Source organism: Sulfurospirillum oryzae (genome assembly GCF_025770725.1).
GTDB lineage: Bacteria > Campylobacterota > Campylobacteria > Campylobacterales > Sulfurospirillaceae > Sulfurospirillum > Sulfurospirillum oryzae.
Window position 1 is genome coordinate 688332 of record NZ_JANZKZ010000002.1, and the last position, 15936, is coordinate 704267.

Genomic DNA, 15936 nt, shown 5'->3' on the forward strand with positions numbered 1-15936 from the left:
ATAATACAAATTATGTAAGGTGAGGACCCTAATGTTAGAATTTAAAAATGTAACTGTTGTTAAAAAAGCCAATGTTTATTTTGATGGAAAGGTGATTAGCCACACTGTCAAATTTGAAGATGGAACAACCAAAACACTTGGTTTTATGCAAGTGGGAGACTATACCTTTAATACAGGTGCTGCAGAAGTCATGGAGTTTTTAAGTGGTGAGCTTAGTGTTGAACTTCCAAACCAAAAAGAGCCTTTAGTGATTCATGGACAAGCAACATTTGAAGTACCAGCAAACTCTAGCTTCACGTTACATGTAACCTCTATTGCAGACTACTGTTGTTCTTACGCTCAATAATTTCAGGCGCTCTTAGTAGCGTCTCAAGATCGGTGACATTCAAGGGTTTACTAAAATAGTACCCTTGAGCCTCGTCGCATCCTTGCTCTTTAAGATAGTCCAACTGCTCTTTCGTTTCAACACCCTCTGCAATCGTTTTAAGCCCTAAACTCTTACCTAACGCAATAATTGTTTTAACAATTTCACGATCCTCTGGGTCGATACTAATGTCACGAATAAAAGATTGATCAATCTTGAGTTTATAGACTTTAAAACGCTTCAAATAACTAAGAGATGAATACCCTGTTCCAAAATCGTCGATACTAAGGCGTATCCCTTTTTGCGAAAGTTCATTCATGGTTTCTATTGCATGGAGAGGGTTTTGCGCGGTTGCGCTTTCGGTAAGCTCAATCTCAAAATAATGCGCTGGAAGGTTGACTTCATCAAGAATAGTGCTCACGAGTTTTGAAAGATGCGCATGGTGAAACTGTACCGCTGAAAGATTGACAGATACACTCATTGCAGCAAACCCCATATCGATCCACTGTTTCATCATTGTTGCTGCCGTGCGCATAACCCACTCACCAATGAGCAATATCTGACCGCTTTCTTCCGCAATAGGAATAAACTCCACTGGAGAGATCATGCCAAACTCAGGATGATGCCATCTTATCAACGCTTCAACACCCACAATTTTACCGTCACATAACGAAATTTGTGGTTGATAATGCAAACTCAGTTCGCCTCTGGTATGCGCATAGCGAAGAGCGTTTTCTAGGCTCAAAATTCGAGCTGATTTGCTTTGAATTTCAGCGGTAAAGAAACGGTAATTGTTTCTACCGTTTTGTTTTGCCAAATACATCGCGGCATCCGCGCATCTAAACAGCGTGTCAATATCTGCTCCATCATCAGGGAAAAGAGCGATACCAATAGAAGCAGTGATAATGAGTTCATTATTGTCCAGTCTTATAGGTAACTCAATCGCTTGAAGAAACTTTTTTGCGATATGTGCAGCATCATCAGCACTCACACTCGGTAAAATAGCTACAAATTCATCACCGCCTTGACGCGAAAGCGTATCGACTGGGCGAAGCAATGGGGTAAGGCGCTTGGAAACCTTAACCAAAAGATCATCGCCTATAGTGTGCCCTAATGTGTCATTAATATTTTTGAAATGATCAAAGTCGATAAATAAGACGGCAAGCTGTTCATTTTGGCGTTGAACAATGTTTAAGTCATGCTCAAGACGAATACGAAGTTGGAGTTTATTAGGAAGATTCGTGAGTGGATCAAAATACTCCAATTTTTGAATTCTTTCTTCATTTTCCTTACGTGCAGTAATATCACGCGAAATGCCAAGTACACCTAAAAGCTCACTGTTTTTATCATAAACGGGTGCTTTAATCGTTTCAAAGAGCCCACTGTAACCATCTTCTTTAAAATGGAGTTCCTCTTCGTTACGCGTTGGTTCTTGTGCATCCATAGCCAAAACATCATGCGTTCTAAAAAAATCTGCTAGCTGACGATCCACAAAATCATAGTCGCTTTTACCCACGATTTCTTTCTCTTTGGCACCATAAAGACGCTCAAAAGCACGGTTACAAAAAAGATAGAAACCGTTAGGATCTTTGAGCCAAATCAGATCAGGTACAGCATCTAAAAGTACTTTCAGTTGACGTTCCAGTCGATTTTTTTCACCTGTTGTCTGAATAACTTTTGATTCAAGGGCTATTTTGGCAAGTTTAAGTTCTATCAATATTTTTGCCATATAAGAGAGCATTAACGCAAAAATAAGCGCGATAATCTCTCTGATCATAAAGACCAAAGGGCTTCCCCACCCATTCGTAGGTGCTAAACTCATTGCCCATGTATTATTGGGAACCTCAAATGCATAGACAATAGGGTCAATCAATTGTGTATGTGCCGATTTGAAGATAATCTGCTTTTCATGAGTATCAGGGTGTATGCGCCATACCTCATACGAGACGCCCTCAGCTTCAAGTTGCGCAATTTTGACATTGTCAAAAATATCTGAGACACGAATGACGGATAGGACAAAACCTAAAAAACTCTCCTTATTGTCCTTATCTTTAAAGATCGGCAATCGTCCAACTAAGCCAATGCCTCCTTGAACTAATTCCAATGGTCCAGCAAGAGTAAGTTTACCGCTATCTCGAGCTAAAAACGATTCTTTACTTTGAGTTTTTGATTCAAAAAGGTTAAGCCCAACTGCTTTTTCATTGCCTTTCAGTGGCGCTACTTGTGCAATAATACCAGCAGGAACAATTGCAAGTTCAATCACACCAGGAAAGGAAGGTAAAATATCTTCAGCAATCTCTTCAAAATTGCGCACAAAGATATCGTCATTTTGAGCAAGAAGTGCTTGAAGTGTATAGTTCGAAGAAAGAGCTCGTTCAAGATTAAATTTAATGTCGTAGCTATAATTAGCAGCGACCATTTGAACTTTAGCACGCTCTTTTTCCAACTCTAATGTATGAAGGTTAAAAATAGTGAAGGTGAGTAATGAAAAGGAGAGTAAAAAAACAACCACCAAAATGCTTTTAGGATTATGAACGTGTAAAAGTGATAATCTATTCACGCGATCCCCTCTTCTAAAGCTAAATCTATTGTATCAAAAAATCAGTCCATTTACCAAACGCATTGCTGACGCAAACGCCCACTGGAAGTTAAACCCTCCAAGCTCACCCGTGACATCCAGTACTTCACCGATAAAATAGAGATCTTTACATTTTTTACTCTCAAGGCCTTTGACATCAATCTCATCGGTACTGACACCGCCTCTTGTCACTTCGGCTTTCGTATAGCCAAAATTGCCCGCGGGTGCAAAGGTATAAGCTTTAAGGCTGCAAAGTGTTTCTTTCTCTTGCGCACTTAGTTTGGAGAGAACTTTATCTTCCATACCAACGGCGTCCAAAAACGCTTTGATCAGACGCCTTGGAAGCCCAAGTGCAGTAATAATCTGCTTTTTACTCTGCTGTTTAAAAAGAGCCTCCATACTCTTAACGTGTGGCAGAAAATCAATCGTAATATTCCCTTTCTTCCAATAAAGCGAACCACTGAGCACAACAGGTCCACTAATGCCTTTGTGCGCGAAAAGAAGGTTTTCACTAAAGCTTTTCCCTTCTACATGTAAAGTCACTGGCAAAGCAATACCACTGAGCTCCTTCATCCAAAATTGCTCTTTTTGAAGGGTTAAGCCTACAAGTGCAGGAGATGGACTCACAAGAGTATGCCCAAAATACTCTGCAATTTTATAGCCTATATCACTCGCCCCAATGCTCGCATAACTAAGCCCCCCACTGGCAACGACCATTTTTTTAGCATAGATTTCGCCGTTGTCTGTTTGCACAACAAAGTGCTCATCTTTTTTTACATGTAAAACTTTCGTTGAGAGATAAAACGTGCAGTAAGCTGTGAGTCGCCCAAAAATAGAAACAAGCTCTTTAGCACTGTCGGCACAAAACATCTGCCCATGAGCGCGTTCTTCAAGACTGAGTCGGTGTTGTTTTACAAAAGAGAGTGTTGAGGAAGCATCAAAAGAAGAGAGAATGGGAGCGATAAACGAAGCATCGCCCAAGTAATTCTCAGGCGTTGTAAAACGGTTGGTAAGGTTGCATTTTCCACCGCCAGAAATCAGTAGCTTTGCCCCTATTTTAGGGTTGGCATCAACAAGTGCTACATCGTGCCCTTGCAGATGACTCGCCGCCATCAAAGCGCTTGCACCCGCTCCAATGAAAAGAATATCGTGAATTTTCACGCTTGCTCAAAATGCTCGAAATTTTGACGAATCGCATCGTAAAGAATGATGCCAGCAGAGGTGGCTTGATTGAGGCTTCTACCCAGTTTTCCCATAGGAATAGTAATCGCATTTTCCCACTTGAGTTGCATCAACTCCATCGGAAGCCCCGTGGATTCGCCACCAAAAAAGAGAAAATCTCCCGGCTTAAAAGAGGCTTCAAAATAAGTCTTTTTTGTTTTGGTTGTGGCAAAAAAGAAATGATCTACTTTGTCTTTATGCGCTTCTAAAAAAGCGTCTAAATTTTCCCAAACCGTAACGTCCAACAAATGCCAATAATCAAGCCCCGCACGCTTCACGGTTTTATCGCTGATCTCAAACATAGTCGGTTTAATGATGTGCAATTTACAGTCGGCATTAACGCACATTCTACCGATACTACCCGTATTTTGAGGAATTTGAGGGTGAACTAAAACGATATTGAACATAAAATAATCTCCCTATTCTGCTTCGTAAGAAGCTAGCTTTAGTGCCCCAGTGGCTAACGTAGTGTGTTGGGCTTTGCCCAACATACGTGTCAAAATCAAAATATTATTGTTTTATTATCGTGAACAAAAATACGCTCTTCAAAGACCAAATCAAGGGCATTTGAAAGAACATTTTTCTCAACATTTCTGCCTGCACGTTGCATATCTTTCCATGTCATTTCGTGATTGACGTGGATGACGTCTTGCGCGATGATCGGACCTTCATCAAGGTTATTGTTGACAAAGTGTGCCGTTGCGCCAATAATCTTCACACCTCTTGCAAACGCTTGTTTGTAAGGATTTGCCCCGATAAATGCTGGGAGGAACGAATGATGAATGTTAATCATTTTCTCTTCATAATGTCCCACAAATTCACTCGATAAAATGCGCATGTATTTGGCTAAAACGATGTAGTCCACAGTATAAGCACTTAAAACTTCCAAGACTTTCGCTTCGTGCTCGGCTCTGTTTAACCCTTCATGGCTCACACAGTGAAAAGGAATATTAAACTTATCACTCAGACCTTTTAAATCTTCGTAGTTTGAGACAATCGCTAAGATATTTGCATTAAGATCATCACTGTCGTGTTTAAGCAAAATATCACCTAAGCAGTGTGTCTCTTTTGTTCCCATCAAAATAATATCTTTTTTGCGAGCTTCGGCGACATAAATATCTGAATTGGCAGGTAACATCGCTTGGAGCGTGCCTTTAAATGCACTCATATCCATTTCACCGCTGAGTTCCGCTCGCATAAAGAATTTGCCATTGTCACGATCAACAAACTCATCGTTTTTAATGATGTTGAGCTGATACTTAAAGACAACATCCGCAATGCGGTAGATCAACCCCTTTTCATCCGAACAGTCAATTTTCAAAATATAATTTTTAGCTACTTCCATTTTTATGCCTCACACAGTTTTTTTATTAGAGTTCTCACAGAACTCTTGACACATTTTTAAAGCAAAGCTTTAAAAACTACGTTAACACTGGGTTCTCTTCGGCAGAGTGCCCACGCACCTTGGGTGCTTTTCCTTCTTTTAAAACGAGTTTTACAAGAAGTCTAATTTTTTCAATTCGTCTTCTTCGTAACTCTTCACCAATGTCACGCCCAGAAAATCCATCACGGATCACCTCTTGAACATTCACATTTCCACTAAATATCTCATCCCAAATGCCAAGCTCACATGCGCGCTCTTTAATTCCCTCGCGGTAATTTCCAAGCCATGCACAAATGGGTAGCTCTAGGCTTACATGTAAAAGCATTTCATCGCTTATCTCCCCTTCAAAAAAAGGCTGATACTTGAAGGTTTGCAGGTAATGATTGGGTGCGTCAAGCATCCTAAACCATTGCAAGGGTTCTTGCTTTAACCTATTGGCTACGATATAAACAAAATAGTAAGGACGAAGTGCCTCTTCAAAATTTTGCTTAGATCGTAGCAATTCACGTGCTATCTCAAAAAAACGATTTTCCACTTTACATGTAAAGCATTTTTCAAAAAGATTGAGTTGATACATGTAAAATAACCCATAGTGCAAATAAGAAGCTTTGAAAAGCTTTTCAAACTCCCATAAAATGCGTGGCTTACTTAGATCCGAGAGTGAAATATGACGCATCACTTCCACACTTTTGGACTCTATCTTGAAGCCTAAACGTGCGCTAAACTGCATCGCACGAAGTACTCTTAGGCTATCTTCTTTAAAACTCTCTTCATCAATAATAGCAAGACATTTACGCTCAATCGCCTCTTTACCGCCCCAAAAGTCAAGCAGTTCGCCACTGAAAATGTTGAGCATCATTGCATTAACACTAAAATCGCGACGTCTGGAAGCCTCTTTTTCATCTTGGCAAACGTGTACTTCAAAAGCCTTGTGACCAACGCCACTTTTGCGCTCAACGCGAGGCAGAGAAAAGTCAATGTTACCAAGCTTATACACAAAAAAACTTTTTCCAACACCCACAGCACCTACTTGCTTCATCAAAGCTTCAAAGGCATCTGGTGCTATGTCATAAACTTCAATATCTAAATCGTGCAGAGGCTCATCTAAACAGAGGTCTCTCACACTGCCCCCCACCAAATAAGCACGTTTGGTATAGGGTTTTAAAAATGCAATGGCATCTTTAATTTGCGCTTCAAAATGCGTAGGAAAAACGCAGTTCAACTTCATTTTTTGAGATTGCCCATCTGCTCCAATTGCTCATCAATCGTAGCTAAAAGGTACTCTAAAAAATTGAGTGTCAAATCTATTTTTGCTTCGATATTTTTATTATTAGGTGATTGAAATCCTTCAAAAAGTACCAAAATACGCTCTCTAAGGTTCATATAAAACTGTTTTTGGCTCTCCTGAGAAGACTCTTCTTCACTCTCTTGAGGCATAGCGTATGCTTTGAATGTATTGATCTCTTCGGTTATTTCTAAAAGTGGCTCTGGCTCAAATTCAACATTTTCAGGCTCACGCTTACGGGGAGGTTGAAGTGTTTGTTGTTGCTCTTCCTTGGGTACTACCTCTTCAAGCTCTTTGAGCGTTGAGAGAATCATATCTTTTAATTCCATAGCTTTACCAACCACCTTTCAAATTCTAAAAATTCCACTTCCGAGTTCATATTTAAAAAAAACTTTTTCATCTCTTCGTCCACACCCAAGTACTTTTTACGAATGCCTGAAAGTCGTTTAATGGCAATTTTTGCCTCTTTATTATCAGGATTCGCTCTGAGTAACTCTTTGTAAATCTCCAAAGCCTCATTTTTGAGACCTTGAAGTTCGTAGATTGAAGCGAGTGTTAGGGTTTTCATATTTTAGCGACGTAATCTGCGATAATTGAGCCAATTTGTGTTGTAGAACAGACCTCTTTAGCACCGTAATTTGCCAAATCTTTCGTTCGATAACCCTCTTGCAACACTTTTTTAATCGCATTTTCAATGCGATCCGCCGCTTTAGTCTCACCAAGGGCGAAACGAAGCATCATAGAAGCACTTAAAATGGTCGCTAATGGATTGGCGATGCCCTGTCCTGCAATGTCTGGAGCAGAGCCATGAATAGGTTCAAAAAGACCTACTTTACCACCAATAGACGCAGAAGGTAAAAGACCGATAGAGCCGCTAATCATACTTGCCTCATCACTGAGAATATCACCAAAAATATTGCCCGTTAAGATAACATCAAATTGACGAGGGTTGCGAACAAGTTGCATTGCTGCATTGTCCACATACATGTGCGTTAAGGTCACTTCTGGGTACTCTTTAGCCACTTCAATGACCGTATCACGCCAGAGTTGACTTACTTCAAGAACATTCGCTTTATCAACAGAGCAAACTTCTTTACGACGTTTCATCGCTGATTGAAACGCAACATGTGCGATGCGCTCGATCTCTGGTTTGGTATAAACCATCGTGTTATAGCCTTTAAAGCCATCATTACCACGAGGTTCACCAAAGTAAATCCCCCCTGTTAACTCACGAACAACAAAAAGGTCAACGCCTTTAAGCACTTCAGGCTTTAGCGTACTGGCATCTAATAGCTCGTCAAAAACAGCTGTTGGGCGAAGATTTGCAAAAAGTCCTAATGATTTACGAAGCTTCAAAAGTCCTGTTTCGGGGCGAAATTCGCGAGGTAATGTGTCCCATTTTTGTCCACCAATAGCACCAAACAAAACAGCATCCGCTTTTAGACAGCCTTCAATGGTCTCATCAGGAAGCGGTGTTCCTTTATAATCATACGCCACGCCACCCATAAGGTACTCTTCGTAACGTAGTTCAAAATTTTCACTGACACAGACACTATCAAGAACTTTGATCGCTTCATCAATGATCTCTGGACCAATGCCATCGCCTCTAATAACCGCTATATTGTACGTTTTTTTCATTTCTTCATCTCTTTTTGTGCATAATTCATAAGTCCACCCGATGCAAGTAATTCTTGCATAAAAGGAGGAATCGGTGTAAATTTATAGGTAGTTGCGCCGTTTTTGACTTCGCCGCTCTCCATTGAGATAGCGATGTTATCGCCCTCTTTGATCGTATCTGTTTCTGCAAGTTCAAAAATAGGAAGTCCTGTATTAAACGCATTTCGGTAAAAGATACGTGCAAAGCTTTTTGCAACAACAGCACTGACACCCGCAGCTTTAAGCGCGATAGGAGCGTGTTCACGACTGCTACCACAGCCAAAGTTTTCACCCGCAACGATAATGTCACCCGCTTTGACTTTTTTGACAAACTCTGGATCTGCATCTTCCATAACATGTTTTGCAAGCTCTTTAGGATCAGAAGTGTTCAAATACCTCGCCGCAATAATAAGATCGGTGTCGATGTTATCGCCAAAGTGCCATACTTTTCCGCTAATAGTACCCATGATTATCCTCAGTGCTCTTAATTTGATTAAAAATTTTATCTAAATGGGGTTGTGAAAAAGTTTAATCACCCCACACTTTGAACAAAATAACGTCCTTTTTCACACTTTACATGTAAAGGAAGATCAAAAATATGTGAGAGATGCTCATCATCTAAAAGATCCTCTTTCTTACCTTGAGCGTAAATATGCCCTTGTTTGATGAGTACCACTTGCGAAATTTCCTCAAAAATCTCTTCCAAATGATGTGTCACCAAAATGATGGTACGCTCTGTTGCAATTTTACGCAACATCTCTATAAAATTGAGCTGTGCCTTTATGTCCAAACCCACCGTTGGTTCATCAAGGATCATAGCCATAGGATCATGCACAAGTGCGCGCGCTATGATGCACTTTCGTATCTCACCTGTCGACATTTCGGAGATGAGTTTATCGCGCAGATGAGTGATCTCAAGGTAGTGCAAAACCTCTTCCACTTTCTTTACATGTAAAGGTGAAAATTCTTGGTGTTCGTAAATGTGAAAGCTACTAAAAAAGCCTGAAAGCACCACTTCAAACCCTTTTAAAAATCCCGCACGTTGAGTAAATTCATAGTGCAAATCGTTCGTGATGATGCCCAAATGCTTTTTAAGCTCCCATATATCCCACACGTTTTTACCAAACACCTCTTTGCACATGCTTTCGCTAAAACGTGGATAAATATCGTTCGAAAAAAGCTTTAAAAGCGTGGATTTTCCTGAACCATTTGCACCCAAAATAACCGTATGCTCTCCCTCTTTGATGCGTAAATTGATCTCATGTAAAACATTTTGTTCCTCATAGGCAACATTAATATTTTCAAAATGAATAATTTCCATTGCAAAACTCCTCATACAATAACACGATTATAGCGCATTTCATTATTAACAAAATTTAGTTAGAATGTGATATTTGTAAACATAAGTAAAGGTAATGTATTCAAATGTTTTCTAAATTTTTTATCAACCGACCCAATTTTGCCATTGTTGTCTCACTTATTATCATTATTGCTGGTATTATGGCGATCCGCTCTTTGCCTGTTCAAGAGTACCCCGACGTTGTTCCACCACAAATCGTCGTTTCCACAACCTACTCAGGAGCCGATGCCAAAACGCTTGAAAACACAGTAGCAGCACCTCTAGAGCAACAAATCAATGGCGTTGATAATATGCTTTACATGATGTCAACCACCTCTCCAAGTGGACTTCTTACGATGAACCTCTACTTTGAGGTCGATACAGACATGTCTCAAGCCAAGCTTGATGTCAATAATCGCGTGCGTTTAGCAGAAAGCAAACTTCCCGATGCCATCAAACGCCAAGGTGTCGATGTTACAGAAAAATCAAACGACGTTTTGCGTATGCTAGCACTCACTTCAGAGAACAACCGTTATGATACAACCTTTATGGCAAACTACGCCATCAACAATATGCTTGAAGAGTTTAAGCGAATCCCTGGAATTGCAGAAGCAAGTGTTGTCGGTAACCAAGAGTATTCTATTCGCGTTTGGATCGATACCCAAAAACTCTCTTTTTACAATATCACCACAGCAGATGTCATCAATGCGATCAAAGCGCAAAATGAACAATACCCTGTCGGGCAAATCGGACAAGAGCCTCTTGGCAAAAACCTTTCATTTACCTATACAGTCACATCCGTAGGAAGGCTCAAAACACCCCAAGAATTTGAAAATATTCTTATTAAATCCAACAGCGATGGCTCTTCACTCAACCTTAAAGATGTCGCAACGATTGAACTTGGAACGGAGAGTTATTTTTTCAAAGGACTTTTCAATAAGCAACCCATGGCTGCCATTCGTGTCTATCTCACATCAAAAGCCAATGCGTTAGAAGTCTCTGACCTACTCGATAAAAAAATTGCCGAGCTCTCAAAAAGTTTTCCAGAAGGGCTAAAAATCGACGCAACGTATGATCCTACGACCTTTGTTCGCGCTTCCATCCATGAAGTGGTCGTTACGCTTTTAGAAGCCATTGCGCTGGTTGTCTTTGTTGTCTATCTCTTTTTGGGTAACCTTCGAGCAACCATCATCCCCGTTCTCGCTATTCCTGTTTCCATCGTTGGAACTTTTGCTGGTTTTTATGCCACAGGCTTTTCCATTAACCTTCTCACGCTTTTTGGACTTACCCTAGCCATCGGTTTGGTGGTCGATGATGCCATTATTGTTATTGAAAACGTTGAGCGTATCCTTCGCAAAGAAAACCTTAGTGTTAAAGAAGCCACTATAAAAGCGATGCAAGAGATCACAGCACCTGTTATCGCCATCGTTTTAGTGCTAAGTGCTGTTTTTATTCCCGCCGCTTTTATGGGAGGACTGAGTGGAACCATGTCAAGGCAATTTGCCATTACCATCGTTATCTCAGTCGCTATCTCAGGTCTAGTCGCTCTTACACTCACCCCTGCACTTTGCGCGCTTTTGTTGAAAAAAGAAGAGCATCCACCTTTGTGGATCATTCAAAAATTTAATGCCATGTTTGATTACATCACCCACCATTTTGGACAAATTGTGCAAAATGCGATTCGTTTTAGTCTTTTCAACCTTCTCATGTTTGGCATTATGATTTTTGCTCTCACAAAACTTATGGGTATTATCCCCTCTGGGCTTGTTCCCAAAGAAGATAAAGGAACATTCTTTGCGGTCAGTAGCTTGCCTGCTGGTGCGTCACTCAGCCGTACCCACGAGATCAATGAGGCGGTGGGAGAAGCTGCCTTGAAACATCCTCTTGTCTCAAAAGTCGGTGGTTTTTCAGGAAGTGATTTTAGCTCAAAAGCCTACACGACCGATGCAGGATACAGCTATGTGCGCCTTGTAGACTGGAATAAACGGCCTCATGCCAACCAAAGTGTCGATGCGCTCTCCAAAGAGATTATACAAGAGCTTGCAACCAACAAAGAAGCACGCATCGTAGCCGTTGCGCCTTCTGCTATTAGCGGACTTGGTGTTTCAGGTGGATTTGAGATGTACATTCAAGATAAAACGGGTGGCAATTATGCAGCACTCGAAAGTTATGCTAAAGAAATTGTGCAACGCGCATCATCACGTGAAGAGCTTCGCTCTGTACGGGGCACGTTAAGCACCAATACGCCACAGTATCGCATAGAAGTCAACACGCAAAAAGCAAAAGCGTATGGCATCGAAATTGCCGATATTTATACGACTTTACAAGCGACATTTGGTAGTGTTTATGTCAACGACGTGAACCTGTTTGGTCGCAACTACCGTGTCAATGTCCAATCCAAAGGAAATTTTAGAGAAGACATCAAAAATTATGGCGATATTTTTATCAAAACAAACGATGGCAATTTTATTCCTATCAGTGATCTTGCAACACTTAAACGTGTCATCAATCCGAACATTACTAAACGTTTCAATATGTTTCCATCGGCTCAAATTTTAGGAGAAACAAACATAGGCTTCTCTTCGGGTGAAGGACTTAAAATCATGGAGCAAATTGCTGCTGAAGTATTGCCAGATGGTTACTCTGTAGCATGGGGCGGTGCTTCACTGCAAGAGAAAAAACTGTTAGAAAAAGGGAATCTCTCTTTTATTTTTGCGATTATTTTTATCTTTTTGATTCTGGTTGCACTGTATGAGAGCTGGATGATTCCTTGGGCGATCGTTTTAGCCGTACCATTTGCCCTGTTGGGGGCTGCTTTAAGCGTATGGCTTCGAGGGCTTCAGAATGACATCTATTTCCAAATCGGCATTATCACCCTTGTGGGGCTTTCGGCTAAAAATGCCATCTTGATGGTCGAATTTGCACTGCAAAAGATCGAAGAAGGATATAGCCTCCTTGATGCAACGATAGAGGGAGCGAAGATTCGTTTTCGCCCTATCATCATGACCTCATTTGCTTTCATTGCAGGAACGCTCCCTCTTGCTCTAAGCTCTGGTGCGGGGGCAAATAGTCGTCATATCATCGGAACAACAGTCGTTGGCGGCATGGTAACACTCACGCTCATAGGTGTCTTTTTTACCCCACTCTTTTTCTATCTCATTATGAAGCTTAAAGAAAAAGTATCACTTGCGTTCAAGTCCTAAAAGTCCAAAGCCAAGAGCGATGAAAATCGCTCCGCTAATGCGGTTAAACCACAACGCTCTTTGATTGGTTAAGAACCATTCCACAAAAGCATAATTATTTTCAATATAACCCACAACATAACGCAAGCATGTTATACTAAAGCTACAAATCCCTCAGAAGGAAGCTTTCATGGTGAATGTCCTTATCTTAGAAGATGACCCTATTATTGCACTGGATATTAAAAGTATTGTGGATGATTTAGTGGGGTTTAACGGTTTTATTGCTTCAGATATGCCAAGTGCTTTGAAAATTGCGCATAAACATACCTTGCATATTTTACTGGCGGACATTCACATTAAAGGGTTGGTGGATGGCATCGACACGGCTCGAACATTACAGCATCTTTACCATTCACAACTCATCTTTGTAACATCGTATAGCGATGAACCTACATTGGCAAGGGCTTCTGAGCTGAGTGTTGCTGGCTATATTTTAAAACCTTTTAGGGAAGAAGAGTTGGTGGCTTCTTTAAAACTGTGCGCATTAAAATTAGGCGTTGACCATGTTCTTTTAGATATAGGCTATGGGTACACGTACGATACCAAGCGTCAGCAGCTCTTTCTTCATGATACACATATTATTCTCTCGCCCAAAGAACAACAGCTTTTTTTACTCTTGCTCAACAGCCGAGGCAGTGTTGTGCCTCTGTCATACATTGATGATGTCATTTGGTATGATGATAGCATCTCGGACACAGCCAGAAGACAGCTCTTACACCGCCTTCGTACCAAACTGCCTGAACTTAGTTTTGAGATTGTCAAATACAGTGGCTATAAGATGAATCTTTAACGCCAAGCTATAAGACACTGTGTTCCTTCTGCACTGCTTTTAAAGCTCACTTTACCGTGTAATTCATCTTGTACCAATCTTTCAACCAGTGAAATTCCAAAAGAGTTTTGCTGCGCATTGACATCAAACCCTCTGCCGTTATCTTCAATTTTCAAGATAAATTTGCTTTGTTCTTTTTGTAAGGAAATGAGAATAGTGCCACCCTTTTCATCAAAGGCGTATTTGAGCGCATTGGTGACCAGTTCATTTACGATAAGACCGCAGTAGATTGCTTGTTCAAGCAGTAAGCTCTCTTTTGCATCGATGTTAATCTCAATGTGCGTATGCGGATACCCTCGTTTTATCTCGGCAATGAGCTCTTCAAAGTACTCATTGGCATCTAAGGCGGTAATGTCCTGATGCGCATACAGGATCTCATGAATTTTACCGATAGAGCGGATGTTTTGCTCCGCTTCTCCTAGCATGGTTTTACCCTCCGTATCAAGGTACTTGCGCAGTTTCAAACGGTAAAGTGAGACGATAAACTGAAGATTATTTTTCACACGGTGGTGCAACTCTCGCACCAAGATTTGATGCGTTGCCAAAGAGGTTGCCAACGCGGTGGTGTGGTTGAGCCTTTTGGAGAGAATGATGGAGAAGACAAGCCCTTCAAAGACCATGCTTAACTCGTAGAAGTACCAGTACTCGCCATTGTGAGGAATGTAGAGCCCCTTGTTATACAGTAAGAAGAGAAATGTCCCCATAACATTCACACCCCAACTTACTAGAAAATAGACGCTATTTTCCTCTTTTTTGTAAACGAGATAAAACGCAATCGCAAAAATATAGAGCAAAATAAGACACATATAATCAATAATATATTCAAATGAATCATCATTTCCAAGAAGATACATAAGCGCAAAGCCTACGCATCCTAGCACTAACCATTTGAAACTTCGATGGATTTTGGGGTAGCGTTCAAGGTGCATAAAATCTCGCACGAAAACCAATATAGATAGGGGAACACAAAGGGTATATAGTGGTCCTAAATAGGCATCTATATACGACCATGCTATCATCCCCTCATATGAGATACCACAAAGCTTCATAAGCAGAAAAAGCATACCCGTATAAGAGAGGTCATTATAAACTACGACACACAGATACAACATATACACAAGATAAACACGCTCTTTGGTAAAGAGGTAAATAAAGGCATTGTAAACAATGAGTGTACCCATAATTGAAAACAAGAGTGTTAAAATCAACTGCCTGTCTAACGTTTTTTTCCATAAAACAGCTTCACTCTCCGCATGAAGATGAAAATAAGTCGCACAACTGTTGCTAAGAACCTTGAGGTAAAAGCTTCGCTCTTCTAAGGGGTTAAGGTTAACAGGAAAGTAATAATCAAAAATATCGTTATATTGTGTTCGATAGATGACCCCACTTTTAAAAACATCTCCATTACTATCGTATAACACGACACTATCAAGCATGGAATTGTTTACATGTAAAAAGCGTTTGATGGTTTCAGAGCTCTCATTTTTAACACTAAAGCGCAACCATACCGCTTCATTGGTGGTATAGCTTTGATTGATATAGTTGGAGGAGTAGGGTGTAAAAGAGGCATGGGAGGGGACTTCACCCACTTCAAATTTGGCACCTTTTTCGATAAAGATTTCCGCATGTTCTAAAAGAGAGACATCATTATTCAATCCTATCTCAATAGGCGAAGCCCATAAAAAGAGTACACACAGACACCACAAAAGAAGTTTTTGCATCGTTTATCCACGCTTTTTTTCCGAAAAGTATACCTTTCATACGATAAATTTACAAAAAAATCGTACATCTATAAAAATATAACGCCACGCGTAACGCTCAAAAGATATAATAAATAAAATAACACAATGTCACAATCTATGATAAAACATTAAGTACTAAATTGTTATTATTAGTATTCATAGGTATTATTAAATGTTATTACGAGTAAGGGGGCTTATGCGTATGCATAAAGAATGTTATTTGTACTGCGCATATACGTTTGCCTCTAGTTTTTTACATGTAAACACCTCACCGCGAAGAAGGCATCTTTATGCCT

General features: G+C 40.4%; 15 protein-coding genes. 3 read left to right on the forward strand and 12 right to left on the reverse strand.

Annotated features, from left to right (window positions below; all coding sequences use genetic code 11):
- Nucleotides 1–31 precede the first annotated feature (31 nt).
- A complete protein-coding gene (gene ppnP, locus N0B29_RS07890) occupies nucleotides 32–346 on the forward strand; it encodes a pyrimidine/purine nucleoside phosphorylase (protein ID WP_263833156.1) in 315 nt (104 codons plus the stop codon).
- Here the strand turns inward: ppnP and N0B29_RS07895 are convergent.
- From N0B29_RS07895 to N0B29_RS07940, 10 genes are all read right to left on the reverse strand, one after another.
- Nucleotides 312–2924, reverse strand: coding sequence for a bifunctional diguanylate cyclase/phosphodiesterase (locus N0B29_RS07895; protein ID WP_263833157.1), 2613 nt, complete (start codon nucleotides 2922–2924; stop codon nucleotides 312–314). The two genes, ppnP and N0B29_RS07895, sit on opposite strands and share 35 nt — an antisense overlap.
- Before the next feature lie 33 nt (nucleotides 2925–2957).
- Nucleotides 2958–4103, reverse strand: coding sequence for a BaiN/RdsA family NAD(P)/FAD-dependent oxidoreductase (locus N0B29_RS07900; RefSeq protein ID WP_263833158.1), 1146 nt, complete (start codon nucleotides 4101–4103; stop codon nucleotides 2958–2960).
- Complete coding sequence (locus tag N0B29_RS07905) at nucleotides 4100–4570, reverse strand: tRNA (cytidine(34)-2'-O)-methyltransferase (RefSeq protein ID WP_263833159.1); 471 nt, start codon at nucleotides 4568–4570, stop codon at nucleotides 4100–4102. Before N0B29_RS07905 ends, N0B29_RS07900 begins: the two co-directional genes overlap by 4 nt.
- Nucleotides 4571–4665: 95 nt before the next feature.
- Nucleotides 4666–5508, reverse strand: coding sequence for a formyltetrahydrofolate deformylase (gene purU, locus N0B29_RS07910; RefSeq protein WP_263833160.1), 843 nt, complete (start codon nucleotides 5506–5508; stop codon nucleotides 4666–4668).
- Nucleotides 5509–5584: 76 nt separating this feature from the next.
- Nucleotides 5585–6775: a tRNA nucleotidyltransferase/poly(A) polymerase-related protein gene (locus N0B29_RS07915; RefSeq protein WP_263833161.1), complete on the reverse strand. Its 1191-nt coding sequence runs from the start codon at nucleotides 6773–6775 to the stop codon at nucleotides 5585–5587.
- The gene (locus N0B29_RS07920) at nucleotides 6772–7161 is read right to left on the reverse strand and encodes a CiaD-like domain-containing protein (protein WP_263833162.1); all 390 of its coding nucleotides are present in this window, start codon (nucleotides 7159–7161) and stop codon (nucleotides 6772–6774) included. Before N0B29_RS07920 ends, N0B29_RS07915 begins: the two co-directional genes overlap by 4 nt.
- Nucleotides 7152–7400, reverse strand: a complete 249-nt coding sequence (locus N0B29_RS07925; protein WP_263833163.1) for a hypothetical protein — start codon at nucleotides 7398–7400, stop codon at nucleotides 7152–7154. The genes N0B29_RS07920 and N0B29_RS07925 overlap by 10 nt, the downstream gene beginning before the upstream one ends.
- Nucleotides 7397–8470 carry a 3-isopropylmalate dehydrogenase gene (leuB, locus tag N0B29_RS07930; protein WP_263833164.1) on the reverse strand — a complete coding sequence of 358 codons (1074 nt, stop codon included), beginning with the start codon at nucleotides 8468–8470 and terminating at the stop codon, nucleotides 7397–7399. Before leuB ends, N0B29_RS07925 begins: the two co-directional genes overlap by 4 nt.
- Nucleotides 8467–8955, reverse strand: coding sequence for a 3-isopropylmalate dehydratase small subunit (locus tag N0B29_RS07935; RefSeq protein ID WP_263833165.1), 489 nt, complete (start codon nucleotides 8953–8955; stop codon nucleotides 8467–8469). The genes leuB and N0B29_RS07935 overlap by 4 nt, the downstream gene beginning before the upstream one ends.
- Before the next feature lie 65 nt (nucleotides 8956–9020).
- Nucleotides 9021–9809 (reverse strand): ABC transporter ATP-binding protein, encoded by a 789-nt coding sequence (locus N0B29_RS07940; RefSeq protein ID WP_263833166.1) that lies wholly within the window; start codon nucleotides 9807–9809, stop codon nucleotides 9021–9023.
- A gap of 104 nt (nucleotides 9810–9913) precedes the next feature.
- Between N0B29_RS07940 and N0B29_RS07945 the strand changes: the two genes are divergently transcribed.
- Nucleotides 9914–13030 (forward strand): efflux RND transporter permease subunit, encoded by a 3117-nt coding sequence (locus N0B29_RS07945; protein WP_263833167.1) that lies wholly within the window; start codon nucleotides 9914–9916, stop codon nucleotides 13028–13030.
- Here the strand turns inward: N0B29_RS07945 and N0B29_RS07950 are convergent.
- On the reverse strand, nucleotides 13010–13156 hold the full coding sequence (locus tag N0B29_RS07950; protein ID WP_263833168.1) for a hypothetical protein: 147 nt from the start codon (nucleotides 13154–13156) through the stop codon (nucleotides 13010–13012). The genes N0B29_RS07945 and N0B29_RS07950 overlap by 21 nt on opposite strands.
- 43 nt (nucleotides 13157–13199) lie before the next feature.
- Between N0B29_RS07950 and N0B29_RS07955 the strand changes: the two genes are divergently transcribed.
- A complete protein-coding gene (locus N0B29_RS07955) occupies nucleotides 13200–13859 on the forward strand; it encodes a response regulator (protein ID WP_263833169.1) in 660 nt (219 codons plus the stop codon).
- Here N0B29_RS07955 and N0B29_RS07960 read toward each other — a convergent pair.
- A complete protein-coding gene (locus N0B29_RS07960) occupies nucleotides 13856–15619 on the reverse strand; it encodes a 7TM diverse intracellular signaling domain-containing protein (RefSeq protein WP_263833170.1) in 1764 nt (587 codons plus the stop codon). The two genes, N0B29_RS07955 and N0B29_RS07960, sit on opposite strands and share 4 nt — an antisense overlap.
- Between the last annotated feature and the right edge of the window lie 317 nt (nucleotides 15620–15936).

Coding starts and splice junctions, on each gene's coding strand:
- leuB (WP_263833164.1), bottom strand. CDS start 8,470: ATGAAAAAAACGTACAATATAGCGGTTATTAGAGGCGATGGCATTGGT.
- N0B29_RS07905 (WP_263833159.1), bottom strand. CDS start 4,570: ATGTTCAATATCGTTTTAGTTCACCCTCAAATTCCTCAAAATACGGGT.
- ppnP (WP_263833156.1), top strand. CDS start 32: ATGTTAGAATTTAAAAATGTAACTGTTGTTAAAAAAGCCAATGTTTAT.
- N0B29_RS07935 (WP_263833165.1), bottom strand. CDS start 8,955: ATGGGTACTATTAGCGGAAAAGTATGGCACTTTGGCGATAACATCGAC.
- N0B29_RS07945 (WP_263833167.1), top strand. CDS start 9,914: ATGTTTTCTAAATTTTTTATCAACCGACCCAATTTTGCCATTGTTGTC.
- N0B29_RS07960 (WP_263833170.1), bottom strand. CDS start 15,619: ATGCAAAAACTTCTTTTGTGGTGTCTGTGTGTACTCTTTTTATGGGCT.
- N0B29_RS07915 (WP_263833161.1), bottom strand. CDS start 6,775: ATGAAGTTGAACTGCGTTTTTCCTACGCATTTTGAAGCGCAAATTAAA.
- N0B29_RS07925 (WP_263833163.1), bottom strand. CDS start 7,400: ATGAAAACCCTAACACTCGCTTCAATCTACGAACTTCAAGGTCTCAAA.
- N0B29_RS07955 (WP_263833169.1), top strand. CDS start 13,200: ATGGTGAATGTCCTTATCTTAGAAGATGACCCTATTATTGCACTGGAT.
- N0B29_RS07940 (WP_263833166.1), bottom strand. CDS start 9,809: ATGGAAATTATTCATTTTGAAAATATTAATGTTGCCTATGAGGAACAA.
- N0B29_RS07920 (WP_263833162.1), bottom strand. CDS start 7,161: ATGGAATTAAAAGATATGATTCTCTCAACGCTCAAAGAGCTTGAAGAG.
- purU (WP_263833160.1), bottom strand. CDS start 5,508: ATGGAAGTAGCTAAAAATTATATTTTGAAAATTGACTGTTCGGATGAA.